At 37.5% G+C, this 12,234-nt stretch carries 14 protein-coding genes and 2 tRNA genes; 7 read left to right on the forward strand and 9 right to left on the reverse strand.

All coding sequences use genetic code 11. The features are described 5' to 3' along the window. Position 1 precedes the first annotated feature (1 nt). The 6 genes from HMJ38_RS05630 to HMJ38_RS05655 all read right to left on the reverse strand — a co-directional run bounded on the left by HMJ38_RS05630 (position 2) and on the right by HMJ38_RS05655 (position 5,165). Positions 2 to 844 carry a phytoene/squalene synthase family protein gene (locus HMJ38_RS05630; protein WP_194973398.1) on the reverse strand — a complete coding sequence of 281 codons (843 nt, stop codon included), beginning with the start codon at positions 842 to 844 and terminating at the stop codon, positions 2 to 4. 24 nt (positions 845 to 868) lie between these two features. Further along, the gene (locus HMJ38_RS05635) at positions 869 to 2,347 is read right to left on the reverse strand and encodes a phytoene desaturase family protein (RefSeq protein ID WP_194973399.1); all 1,479 of its coding nucleotides are present in this window, start codon (positions 2,345 to 2,347) and stop codon (positions 869 to 871) included. A 5-nt stretch (positions 2,348 to 2,352) separates the two neighbouring features. Next, positions 2,353 to 2,865, reverse strand: coding sequence for an RNA polymerase sigma factor (locus HMJ38_RS05640; RefSeq protein WP_194973400.1), 513 nt, complete (start codon positions 2,863 to 2,865; stop codon positions 2,353 to 2,355). 221 nt (positions 2,866 to 3,086) lie between these two features. Then, positions 3,087 to 3,983 carry a MerR family transcriptional regulator gene (locus HMJ38_RS05645; protein WP_194973401.1) on the reverse strand — a complete coding sequence of 299 codons (897 nt, stop codon included), beginning with the start codon at positions 3,981 to 3,983 and terminating at the stop codon, positions 3,087 to 3,089. Then, positions 3,983 to 4,426, reverse strand: a complete 444-nt coding sequence (locus HMJ38_RS05650; protein WP_194973402.1) for a sterol desaturase family protein — start codon at positions 4,424 to 4,426, stop codon at positions 3,983 to 3,985. Before HMJ38_RS05650 ends, HMJ38_RS05645 begins: the two co-directional genes overlap by 1 nt. 49 nt (positions 4,427 to 4,475) lie before the next feature. Continuing rightward, the gene (locus HMJ38_RS05655) at positions 4,476 to 5,165 is read right to left on the reverse strand and encodes a carotenoid biosynthesis protein (protein ID WP_194973403.1); all 690 of its coding nucleotides are present in this window, start codon (positions 5,163 to 5,165) and stop codon (positions 4,476 to 4,478) included. Positions 5,166 to 5,269: 104 nt separating this feature from the next. On the opposite strand from HMJ38_RS05655, the gene HMJ38_RS05660 reads away from it, so the two are divergent. Both HMJ38_RS05660 and HMJ38_RS05665 read left to right on the forward strand, forming a co-directional pair. Next, positions 5,270 to 5,575 (forward strand): DUF4286 family protein, encoded by a 306-nt coding sequence (locus tag HMJ38_RS05660; RefSeq protein WP_194973404.1) that lies wholly within the window; start codon positions 5,270 to 5,272, stop codon positions 5,573 to 5,575. 2 nt (positions 5,576 to 5,577) lie between these two features. Next, positions 5,578 to 6,159: a DNA-3-methyladenine glycosylase I gene (locus HMJ38_RS05665; RefSeq protein WP_194973405.1), complete on the forward strand. Its 582-nt coding sequence runs from the start codon at positions 5,578 to 5,580 to the stop codon at positions 6,157 to 6,159. 122 nt (positions 6,160 to 6,281) lie between these two features. On the opposite strand, the gene HMJ38_RS05670 is transcribed toward HMJ38_RS05665, so the two are convergent. After that, on the reverse strand, positions 6,282 to 7,025 hold the full coding sequence (locus tag HMJ38_RS05670) for a hypothetical protein (RefSeq protein WP_194973406.1): 744 nt from the start codon (positions 7,023 to 7,025) through the stop codon (positions 6,282 to 6,284). Positions 7,026 to 7,075: 50 nt separating this feature from the next. On the opposite strand from HMJ38_RS05670, the gene HMJ38_RS05675 reads away from it, so the two are divergent. Then, complete coding sequence (locus HMJ38_RS05675) at positions 7,076 to 7,402, forward strand: Rieske (2Fe-2S) protein (RefSeq protein WP_194973407.1); 327 nt, start codon at positions 7,076 to 7,078, stop codon at positions 7,400 to 7,402. Here HMJ38_RS05675 and HMJ38_RS05680 read toward each other — a convergent pair. Continuing rightward, positions 7,399 to 7,734 (reverse strand): tRNA-binding protein, encoded by a 336-nt coding sequence (locus HMJ38_RS05680; protein WP_194973408.1) that lies wholly within the window; start codon positions 7,732 to 7,734, stop codon positions 7,399 to 7,401. The two genes, HMJ38_RS05675 and HMJ38_RS05680, sit on opposite strands and share 4 nt — an antisense overlap. Before the next feature lie 73 nt (positions 7,735 to 7,807). Here HMJ38_RS05680 and HMJ38_RS05685 point away from each other — a divergent pair, with 73 nt between their 5' ends. Beyond that, positions 7,808 to 8,185, forward strand: coding sequence for a hypothetical protein (locus tag HMJ38_RS05685; RefSeq protein WP_194973409.1), 378 nt, complete (start codon positions 7,808 to 7,810; stop codon positions 8,183 to 8,185). Positions 8,186 to 8,235: 50 nt separating this feature from the next. Here the strand turns inward: HMJ38_RS05685 and HMJ38_RS05690 are convergent, their stop codons facing one another. Beyond that, positions 8,236 to 8,775 carry an RNA methyltransferase gene (locus tag HMJ38_RS05690; protein WP_194973410.1) on the reverse strand — a complete coding sequence of 180 codons (540 nt, stop codon included), beginning with the start codon at positions 8,773 to 8,775 and terminating at the stop codon, positions 8,236 to 8,238. A 222-nt stretch (positions 8,776 to 8,997) separates the two neighbouring features. Between HMJ38_RS05690 and mutS the strand changes: the two genes are divergently transcribed. The 3 genes from mutS to HMJ38_RS05705 all read left to right on the forward strand — a co-directional run bounded on the left by mutS (position 8,998) and on the right by HMJ38_RS05705 (position 12,222). Continuing rightward, positions 8,998 to 11,610 carry a DNA mismatch repair protein MutS gene (mutS, locus tag HMJ38_RS05695; RefSeq protein ID WP_194973411.1) on the forward strand — a complete coding sequence of 871 codons (2,613 nt, stop codon included), beginning with the start codon at positions 8,998 to 9,000 and terminating at the stop codon, positions 11,608 to 11,610. A 393-nt stretch (positions 11,611 to 12,003) separates the two neighbouring features. Continuing rightward, positions 12,004 to 12,076, forward strand: a tRNA-Gly gene (locus HMJ38_RS05700). Between the two features lie 62 nt (positions 12,077 to 12,138). Next, positions 12,139 to 12,222 (forward strand) — tRNA-Leu (locus tag HMJ38_RS05705). Positions 12,223 to 12,234 lie beyond the last annotated feature (12 nt).

Genomic DNA, 12,234 nt, shown 5'->3' on the forward strand with positions numbered 1-12,234 from the left:
ATCAAACTATCCCCAATTTCATCCCAAAATAGGTTCCCAACAATAATGAAAATTTTCTTGAATTAGGTATTCTAACCCGCTCATGCGTGATTATTTCAGGTGGTAATCTTTTGATTTTATCAAATAACTTCTGATAATACAAGTAAGCAATCTTTACGCCCATTTTGGCACTTTCGGGTAATCTGCGAATCCCATCCAAAGCCTCATCAAAATCTTTTTGTATATCTTCTTCAATCAGCTGTTTAGCAGATTTATCAAAGTTATTGAAATCAACCCCTGGAAAATAAACCCTTCCTCGTTCCTCATAGTCACTTTTAATGTCTCTGAGAAAATTTACTTTTTGGAAAGCTGAACCCAGCTTACAGGCAGGCTCTTTGAGACTTTGGTACATTTCCTGATTGCCTTCACAGAATACCTTAAGGCACATCAGACCAACCACTTCCGCCGATCCATAAATATACTCATGGTATCTAGAATCATTATAGGTCTTAAAGTCAAGATCCATCTCCATGCTTTTGAGAAATGCTTCTATGAGATCGAGGTCAATCCCATATTGGTTGACTATCATTTGGAAGGCATGAAGTACCGGATTCAGACTGATTCCTTTGTCAATGGCTTCATAGGTATCATGTTTGAACTGATCCAAAAGTACTTTTTTGTCCTTGTCATGAAAAGTATCTACTATTTCGTCTGCGTACCTTACAAATCCATAAATAGCATAAATGGGCAAATGCAGTTTTTTGTCCAAGGTTTTTATACCTAACGTAAAACTTGTACTGTACCTTTGGGTGATCAATTTACTGCACTCCAATGTAGTTTGATCAAAAAGGGTTTTTGCATCCATACCCATAATATACAATTTTTTGTCTTAATTATTCTCTTTATGAACCTCTCTTGCAACTACATGACCTGATATCAGCGTTGGAGGGACACCGGGACCCGGTACTGTTAGCTGACCTGTGTAATATAAATTCTTTACTTTTTTACTTTTCAAAGATGGTTTTAAAATTGCAGTTTGGAACAGCGTGTTGGCCAAACCATAGGCATTTCCTTTGAATGCATTATAATCGGCCCTGAAATCACTGTGTGCATAAGAACGTTTGAAAATAATATGACTTCTAATTTCCTGATTGGTTAGTTTTTCAAGCCTGTCCATGACCATATTGAAATATTTCTCTCTTATTTCTTCCCCATCCTCCAAATCCGGAGCTAGCGGGATCAAAATTACCAAATTCTCTTTTCCTTCAGGAGCCACAGAAGGATCAGTTATTGATGCTGCTGATAAATAGAATAAGGGTTTTTCAGGCCACCTTGGATTTTTATAAATAGCATCAGCATGAGGTCCCATTTGTTCATCGAAAAACAGACAATGGTGTGTTAAGTTGTCCAATTTTTTGTCAATTCCCAAATAAAACAAAAGAGAAGAAGGCGCCATTACCCTTTTATCCCAATATTTTTCATCATAATTTCTGTATTCTGGAGCAAGAAGCTTGTTGTCCACATGGTGATAATCTGCTCCTGCAACAACTATATCTGCATCAAAACTTTTGCCATTACTCAGGACAACACTTTTTGCTATTCCATTTTTGATGTCGATTTTTGATACGTCTGCTCCAAGGTGAACTTTTACACCTTTTTCTTCAGCAAGTTGTACCATACCTTTTACAATTTCATGCATTCCACCCATAGGATACCAAGTCCCAAGTACTATATCAGCATAATTCATCAAACTGTAAAGTGCCGGGATATTATCTGCCATCTCACCCAAAAAGATTACAGGAAATTCCATTAACCGGATAATATTTTCATCCTTAAAAAATTTCCTGACGTGTTTGGACATAGACTGAAAGACATCCATCCTTACCACATCAGCCAACAGTTGGGGATTTGTAAATTCAAAAATAGATCTACTTGGTCTATAGACCAAATCCTGAATACCCACTTTATATTTATAAGCCGCTTGTTTGAGAAACTCATCAAGATTGGGTCCGACCCCAGGTTCCATGCTTTCCATCAAATCCCGAAATTTTGAGAGGTTGGCTGGTATTTCCACAAACTGATTCTCCCCAAATACTACGGTATATGATGGGTCTAATCTTATTAGGTCATAGTAATCAGAAGGTTTTTTGCCAAAATGACCAAAATAGGTATCAAATACATCAGGCATCCAATACCAACTAGGTCCCATATCAAAAACAAAACCCTCGGACTCGAACTTTCTAGCTCTTCCCCCGGGGGTTGTGTTTTTTTCCAGCAATGTAACCTGATATCCAAGATGTGCCAGATGTGTAGCTGCTGATAGGCCTGCAAATCCAGCCCCAATAACCACTACTTTTTTATCAGGCATATATATTAGTTTTTATGTTTGTAAACGTGCAAATCATCCTTTAAAAGTTTTCTAGCAATATGTATTCTATTTTTAACAGTTCCAATTGGAATAGACAATTTATCGGCAATTTCATGGTACTTAAACCCTTTGTAATGCATCATAAATGGCGTTTTGTACACCTCATCTAATTTGTCAATGGCAGTGTAAATATCATCCATTGTAAAATCTCCAAAGGCTCCATTCTCAACAAGCGCATCACCTGAATTGATATAATGAAGATTATCGGTAGTATCCACAAAAGTACCTCTTCTTACCATCCTTTGATAGTTGGTGATAAAAGTATTTTTCATGATGGTATACAACCAAGCTTTCAGGTTTGTCCCCTCTGTGAATTTATCCTTATTGGTAAATGCCTTTACCATAGTATCCTGCAGTAAATCATTGGCGTCATCCATATCCCTTGTTAACTTAAGAGCAAATGGCTTTAGCGAACTTGATAACTTGTTTAGCGAGTAACTGAATTCTAGAGTTGTCATGGACGTTTTGTTTTTGTTTAATCAAATGTAGCAATGATTAAACAGAATACAAATATTTTGTCTAATATTTTTCAAAATTTATTAAACAAAATTCATTTGCTGAAAAAATTAAACACAGATATCTATCATAAAACGGCCAAATAATAAAATAGGCACAAAAAAAAGTGAAAATCGATATTTTCACTTTGTTTAATTTTTTTCTAAAAATGTAAAACCTAAAATTATTTCTCAACGATTACCTGATCAAGCTCTTCAAGATATTCCTTTACTTGTCTGATATAATTTAAGGATTTAACATTTTTGGGGAAATGTATGTCCTGACCAACTATTTGATAGCCCGACACGATGATTTCAGATTGACTGAAACGTTTGGACAATGCATCAATATATTCTTGGACATTTTCAGAACTTGGTGAGGTTGTAATTACAGTCAATAAGAATTCCGGCTGTATCAAATTGTAAACTGAATTTAAGTCTTCATCGGGGGTACTTTGGCCTAAATACACCACCTTATGACCTTTAAGTTTAATGAGATAGGTTGCAAAAAGAATAGAAATCTCATGGTGTTCGCCTTCAGGCAAATAAAGCAGAAATTTTTTCCCCCCACCTTTATAAATCTGTGCATCAATGGCTACAATCAGTTTTTGTCTGATCAGATTACTCATAAAATGCTCTTGGGCAGGATTGATCGCACCGGTCTGCCATAGCACACCTATTTTTGACATGAAAGGATAAATGATGTTGAGCATTGTCTGTTCAAAACCTATTTTCAAGATATTGGTGGACAAAACTTTTTCAAATCTGTCTTCATCCATTTCAACCATGCAAATGGTAAGGGCATTAATCTGATCGTCGTGGGTCAAGGTCTTTTCTGTCAGCTTGACCACTTCTTCCCTCATTTCTGAAAGGGACATGTTTGCTATTTTGCTTATTTTATAACCATTGTCATTCAATAAGGCTACATTCAAAATAAGTTTGAGATCAGCATCATCATAATACCTAATATTAGTGTCAGTACGCTTTGGCGCCAGCAAATTATACCGTTGTTCCCAAATACGCAGAGTATGGGCTTTAATTCCGGATAACTGCTCAAGATCTTTGATTGAATAAGTACTCACTATGATTTTATTTTAAAATATTTTTTGGGTACAACAAATAATCCAAAGGAGACCGCATCATTTTTCTTGTTGGTCGCATGATGCGCTTGGTGTGCTTTGAATATTCCTTGGAGAAAATTGCTCTTTGGTCTATCAAACCATTTTATCCTTCTGTGAACCAGTACATCATGGATAAAGAAGTAACTGATACCGTATAAACTTATTCCCACACCCATCCAAAATCGGAAATCAAACTTTCCGACGCCCAGGAAGATCAACAAAACAGCTACACTCCCAAACAGCAATGAAAACAAGTCATTGAGTTCGAAAAATGACTTTGAAGGCTGATGGTGTGTCTTGTGAATCCCCCACAGAGGTCCATGCATGATATATTTGTGTATAAACCAGCCTGAAAATTCCATCGCAGCAAATCCCAGAACAATGAATATAATTGCGTACATCATATGAGTAACTTTTTAATATACAGAATGTTTAAACAGCTGAAATGGATTTTCAAAACATGAAATTCAAAACAGCAAAGAAGATTATCAGATTGAGCATTAGAAATCCTGATACCAGATTTTCCTTTTGAAACATTGCTTTTCGGTAGATTAAATGAATTAAATAAGCCACCGCAAACCAACCAATATAATTTGACAAGGGAATATCGCCGCCTTCCCAGCTCCAAAATTCCAAACCAATTGCTACAGGTTCAATCAAAAAATCTATAGATACCATCAATCCTGCACCTAGGCCTGCTGCCAGGAAATCATTTTGGATCCTCTTTTGAAATAAATTTCCTGTCAAGTACACCAACAATAGCCAGTTGATCCCTATCATGAGAGGAACATCCAATAATTTGATTCCAAGAACAGAGCCGTAGGCATAATTCCCAAAAGGAAATCCAGTATGTACACCCAATACCTCAGAGCCAAAACCAATCAAAAATGCCGAAGTTGAAAATAATAAAAATGCTTTATTCCAATCTGTATGAAACAGAAGAAGTATTCCTAAACTGAGTAACAAATGAAATGGTGTAAGAACTTGAAAATAGGGTTTGAGTCCAGGCAAAGACATTCCGATAATTCCTACTAAATAAAAAACAGAAATAATCAATTTGAATAAACCGGATTTGTTATTCTGAATTCCTTGAACTACTGTCTCAATTTTGCTTTCTGATTTCTCTAAAGGGGTATTTGACATGTTAAATTCAAGGATTTTGTTAACAAACACGAATACATTAACAACATGAGCCTATATTTGTTGGTGTAAGAATGCGACAAAAATAAAGATAAAAGTAAGAAAATATGATTTTATATAATGTCACAGTCAATATAGAGAAAGAAGCTGAAGAGGATTGGGTCATTTGGATGAAAAAATTCCATATTCCTGATGTCCTTGCGACAGGAATGTTTTCTGAAAACAGATTTTATAAAATCCTTCATGATTCAGACGACGGAAGTGTAAATTATTCGGTGCAATATTTTACAGACAGCATGGATAAAATCATGGAATATCAAAACAATTTTGCCCCAAAATTACAAGAAGATATTAAAGCAAAATTTCAGGACAAGTTTGTAATTTTTAGGACGCTACTTGAGGCGGTTGAGTAAATATGGAACAAGAACCAGAAAAATTTCGGTGCCCTTGGTGTTTGGGATTTGAACAATATCTCAAATACCACGACGAAGAGTGGGGCGTTCCTGTATTTGATGACCAAAAACAATTTGAGTTTTTGGTCCTGGAAAGCGCACAAGCTGGTTTGAGTTGGTCCACTATACTGAAAAAAAGGGAAGGTTACCGAAAAGCTTTTGCTGAATTTGATTATAAATTAGTCGCAGATCTACCCGAAAGTTATGTCCAGGAACTATTGCAAAATAAAGATATAATCAGAAATGAATTAAAAATCAGGTCTGCCATCAATAACGCTCGGCGTTTTATGGAAATTCAAGCTGCTTGCGGGAGTTTTTCGGATTATATCTGGGATTTTGTAGATGGCAGGCCATTACAAAATTCTTTTATTACTCTTTCAGAAGTACCTACCTCTACTCCAATCTCCGACAGACTTTCCAAGGATCTAAAAAATCGTGGTTTCAAATTCCTAGGTAGCACCATCATGTATGCACACATGCAGGCAACCGGATTGGTCAATGACCATTTGGTGGATTGTTGGAGACACAAGGAGGTTAGGGGATAATCTGTAGAAAGGGGTGGAAAAAATGTCCTATGACCCCTGCAAAGCGGCATGCAGGGGTCATAGGACATTGTGTCTTCTGAAAGACGGTTTTACAATCCAGTCTAGAATTGAACATCTTTGTTTCACTTTGTCGGAGTATAGGCGTCTTTATACCTGGTCCATATTTCATAAATCGGATTTCCCGTTGAACTAAGACCGCTGTGATGCCATTCGCCATCGATCACCTCAAAATCAAATCCCAAACTTGCACCTACCCTAGAATCATCTCGTGAGAAAAAAGTTATCTGTTCGTTATATTTTCCATCTTCAGCGGTATACGTTCCTCCACCGGTGCCCATAAACTCCTTGGTTTCAGAATTAAAAGCAATCCATTGGAACCTGCCGCCACTCAATATTTTTACAGTTCTTCTAGCACCCGGACTACTCCTTGAGATTTCCCCATCTCTCTTTCTTCCTGTAAAAACCCAATTAGCAGTAAGGTCATCCGTACTTTCTCCAACTTTCTCCCATATTTCCACCAAGGTCTGCCCCTGCACTTGTCCCGAGATTACCATTTTCCCATCTACCATGTCCAATTTGAAAGAAGTGGTTTCCCCAATTGCTTCTGGTTTGATGGTAAAAAAATCCAACGTTTCCTGGTATAAGTTGTCTTTGACCATAAATTCACCTCCACCCGCGCTTACAAATTTATTGGTTGCGGCCTCTTTTGCCCCAAATGCGAAATAACCATCCTGCATGATTTTAATGTATTCAACATCATGCATAGGTTTACCATTTTGGTGTGTCATTTTCCATGCACCTTCAAGTGTTTGTGCGAATAAGGCAGCCGGAAATAACATGATCAACAAGGCTATGATTTTTCTCATAATGTGTTTAAGTTTATTTTATATTCGAATTTAACATTTTACATTTTCTAATGAAAACCTTTACTTTAGGAACGAGCAAAGAGCAGGTTATGCGGCTAATTCCTGACAAACAGATTAAAATTGTTCAGTTGGGCGCAACAAAAGTTTGTGTGACCAGAGATGGCGAGAATTTCTTTGCCTTTGAAACGCTGTGTCCTCATAGAAAGGCCAATTTATCACAGGGTTTCATCAATGGCATACAGGAGGTAATTTGTCATCTACATGAATACCGATTTGATTTAAATACAGGAAGGGTTACTTCGGGACAGTGCCCTGACCTGACAATCTACACATCCGAATTGAGTGATGAAGGATTAAAGATCCAAATTATCCTTTAATGAAGTTTTGCCCCATTGGGAACAAGCTTATCGGAAGTTGCAAGGATAATCTGCCTATTTCCATCATCAAAACCAGTTACCAATACTTCAGACATGAAATCGGCAATTTGTTTCGGAGCAAAATTACAGACGCATATCACCTGCTTTCCAAGCAGCATATCAGATGTGTATAGATCAGTGATTTGTGCTGAGGACTTTTTGATGCCCAATTCACCCAAGTCCACCCAAAGTTTATAGGCAGGTTTTCTAGCTTTATCAAATTTTTCCACCCTTATTATGGTGCCAATTCTGAAGTCTATTCTTTGAAAATCAATGAAGTCAATCGTTTGCATTGAGGAAATTATTTTATAACTTTGGAAACTATGCTGAAAATATTCAGTTAAATCTATCAAACCTCAAACATAAATGATATATCCGACCAAAATTTCTTCAAAAGTCGTTAAAGGAGTACCATTTTTAGTAGTATTTTGTCTTTTTTTGAGTTTTGCTTCATTTGCCCAAAACGAACGAGATAGAGTTGTTCCCGATTTACCAAGAAACAGTGATACTGTAAACCAATATGAGGGTTCAGAGTCATCGACTTCAGAACAGAAATCTGAGAATGTCCAAAAGCAATCAATTGCGCCTCTCATTGAATCAAAATCAGGAGTAACTAACACCCAAACGAAAAAGGATAATGCTATCTATAAAATGGGTGGAGAAAAAGAAATCAAAAAAGAAGGTATGTCCACATTATCATTTAACCTCTTTTTATACATCGTGGATAAATTCAAGGAAGATTAATATTTTAAAAAAGTAAAAGAGCTTGTATGAGCTCTTTTTTGTTTTTCAATCTATTTTTTTAAAATCCCCATCTTCACCACAAAGTCCCAAATAGCAATTCCCATTGTCACAGAAATATTAAGCGAATGCTTGGTTCCTAATTGTGGGATTTCGATGACATGGTCGCTGTTTTTTATCACTTCCTCTTCCACCCCAAAAACTTCATTTCCAAAAACCAGTGCAAATTTAGCTTCATTGTTTGGAACAAACTTATCCAACATCATACTTTGATCTACCTGCTCAAAGGAACAAATCTGGTAACCTGCCGATTTCAACTGCTCGATGGCTTCTAAAGTTGTCGGCAGATAATCCCAAGCCACGGATTGAGTAGCCCCTAAAGCAGTTTTTTGAATTTCTTTATGGGGAGGTCTTCCTGTAATGCCACAAAGAAAAATTTTCTCAATCAAAAAAGCATCTGAAGTACGAAATGCTGAACCAACATTATTGAGACTTCTTACATTATCCAAAACAATGACAATAGGTGATTTCTTTACTTCTTTGAATTCCTCTACCGACAAACGATTGAGTTCTTCCATGTTTAATTTTCTCATGTGGTTTTGTTTCCCTTTTGATATATTTTTAAATTCAGGCTTTCAAGATTTTCAAAATTAACCCTACCTTGGCATATTTGATTCTTTAGAAATACTTAATTGAATTAAAATTACATAATCTTAAATAGATTAAGATAAAACCACAAAAAGCTTATTTATTTTAAGGTTATAATCAAGTTTTGAAAAAGTAGGATAAACATAAAAAATTAATTCAGGGACAAAATGGCCAAAGCGAAGGAAAAGGAAGTGAAAGAAACTCCCTTGATGAAACAATACAATGCCATCAAATCCAAACATCCCGGAGCACTTTTATTGTTTCGGGTAGGTGATTTTTATGAGACTTTTGGGCAGGATGCCATTGTGGCCTCTAAAGTGTTGGATATCGTATTGACCAAAAGAGCAAATGGGGCTGCTTCGCATATAGAGTTGGCCGGATTCCCACACCATTCCCTTGATACTTATTTGCCCAAATTGGTGCGGGCTGGAAACAGGGTTGCTATTTGTGATCAATTAGAAGACCCAAAAGAAGTAAAAGGAATCGTAAAAAGAGGAGTAACAGAATTGGTCACTCCCGGGCTTTCCTTCAATGACAATGTCCTTGACAAAAGAAAAAACAATTACTTAGCGTCCATTTTTTTTAAAAATGAAATTCTTGGAATTGCTTTCCTTGACCTTTCAACGGGTGAATTTATGTGTGCCGAGGGGACCCAACCCTACATAGAAAAACTACTACAAAGCTTCAGTCCTTCAGAAGTCATTTATTCCAAAGCAGCGAAGTCAAGAGCACAGGAAATGCTCAAAGATCAATATACTACTTTTCATTGTGAAGACTGGGTATTCCAATATGACTACACGTATGAAAAGCTGAAAAATCACTTTGCCACCAATAACCTCAAGGGTTTTGCGATAGAAAACCTCGAGCACGGTATTATTGCGGCAGGAGCTGTTTTGTTTTACTTAGAGGAAACAGAACACAACGAAGTCAAACACATCGCCTCAATATCCCGTATTGCCGAGGAAAAATTTGTGTGGTTGGACAAATTCACCATCCGCAACCTGGAATTGGTTTATCCTCAGCAGGAGGGCGGTATCCCATTAATCCATATTCTAGACCATACCGTGACGCCGATGGGTTCAAGGATGATGAGAAAATGGCTGGTACTTCCATTAAAGGAAAAGGAACCGATTGAGGAAAGGTTAAAGATTGTGGATTACTTTTATGAAGGAGAGGAAAGTAGAGATGAAATCCATGCCCATCTCAAGCAAATCGGAGATTTGGAAAGGTTGATATCAAAAGTAGCAGTGGGCAGGATCAATCCGAGGGAAATGAACCAATTGAAAAAGGCCCTAAAAAGCACCATTCCAATCAAATCCCTCCTGTCAGCTTCCAAAAGCGCCTCACTCAAAAAACTGGCTGATCAGATCAATTCCTGCGAATTTCTACTTGACAAAATCGACAGAGAACTTCAGGAGGATGCCCCTATGCTGATTCATCAAGGTGGTATCATCAAATCAGGCGTAGATGCAGATCTTGATGAATACCGAGGCTTGGCCAATACCGGCAAAGATTTTCTCGTCTCTATGCAACAGCGAGAAGTACAGCGTACTGGGATCACTTCATTAAAGGTAGCATTCAACAAGGTCTTCGGTTATTACCTGGAAGTCACCAATTCACATAAAGACAAGGTTCCGCAGGAATGGATCAGAAAACAGACTTTGGTCAATGCAGAAAGATACATCACCCCCGAACTCAAGGAATATGAGGAAAAAATCCTCAATGCAGAAGAACGGATGATTGCCATTGAACAAAAGTATTTCATGGCTTTGGTACAGGATGCCTCTGAATATGTCACTCATATCCAGCAAAATGCCAGAGTATTGGCAACAGTTGATTGTCTTATTTCTTTTGCTTGGGTAGCTAAAACAAACAATTATTGTAGACCAAAAATTGCAGATACTGATTCCCTTGAAATAAAGGACGGAAGACACCCTGTGATAGAAAAACAACTCCCCATCGGTGAACCCTATGTTCCCAATGATATCTATCTGAATAATGAGAGCCAACAGATCATGATCATCACAGGACCCAATATGGCAGGTAAATCAGCTTTGCTCAGACAAACGGCTTTGATCGTTTTGATGGCACAAATGGGCAGTTTTGTTCCTGCCTCATATGCAAGGATTGGAATCATCGACAAGGTATTTACAAGGGTGGGCGCTTCGGATAACCTTGCCAAGGGGGAGTCGACCTTTATGGTCGAAATGACTGAAACAGCCAGTATACTAAATAACCTGTCAGATAGTAGCTTGGTCTTAATGGACGAAATTGGACGAGGTACCTCCACCTACGATGGCATATCCATAGCTTGGTCCATTGTAGAATACCTGCACAACCATCCCAAATTCAGAGCAAAGACTCTTTTTGCAACACATTACCATGAGCTCAACCAATTAGCCGATGATTTCCCAAAAATCAAAAATTTCAATGTATCCGTGAAGGAGGTTGGCAATAAGGTGATATTCCTTCGAAAACTAAAAGAAGGTGGAAGCGAACATAGTTTTGGTATACATGTAGCCCAAATGGCCGGGATGCCAAATCCAATCGTGTTGAGGGCTTCAGAAATTATGGGACATTTAGAAAAAGACAAGGAAATGTCACCCTCTAAAGAAAAAATGCGTGAAATGCCGAAAAACAATTACCAATTGAGCCTTTTTGACATAGATCCAAAATTCAAGGAAGCTCAGGAAATGTTGGGCAGCATAGACATCAATACCATCTCTCCGATTGAAGCATTGATCAAGCTGAACGAGATAAAGAAAAAATTGGAGACGTAGAAGAGTTCAAGATGGATTTTATATATTTTGGTGTTGGGCTACTTTTTTTGAAAATGACGGAAGACGGAAGACAGAAGACCGAAATAAAAATCAAAATTTAATATCTCTGATATAAGTTAAATGTCTTTAATGGTAAGAAAAAAGATTACTATTACAGCCAATTCACCATAAATATATAGTAATGCACTGATAGTCAAATCTTGAAACTGGGATTACATAACAATCATAAAATTTTTGACCATAGCTTTTTGCATATTTCAAAAACTGCTTTACCTTTGCACACACAAAAGACGGAGATGTAAGGTTTTCGGCTTAATTTAATAAAAAGCGAGAGTAGCTCATCCACGATAGCTATCGGGAGGTATAGCACAACCGTTAATTGAAATATTGTATGCGAGAGTAGCTCAGCTGGTAGAGCACGACCTTGCCAAGGTCGGGGTCGCGAGTTCGAATCTCGTCTCTCGCTCAAAAAGCCCTTGCAAAAGGGCTTTGTTGTTTAAAAGGTAACATACTCTAGCAGTAGAGTAAGCCGGGATGGTGGAATAGGTAGACACGCAAGACTTAAAATCTTGTGAGAGCAATCTCGTGCGGGTTCGATTCCCGCTCCTGGTACAGAAACCTCGT

This window comes from Aquiflexum lacus (assembly GCF_015476655.1).
GTDB lineage: Bacteria > Bacteroidota > Bacteroidia > Cytophagales > Cyclobacteriaceae > Aquiflexum > Aquiflexum lacus.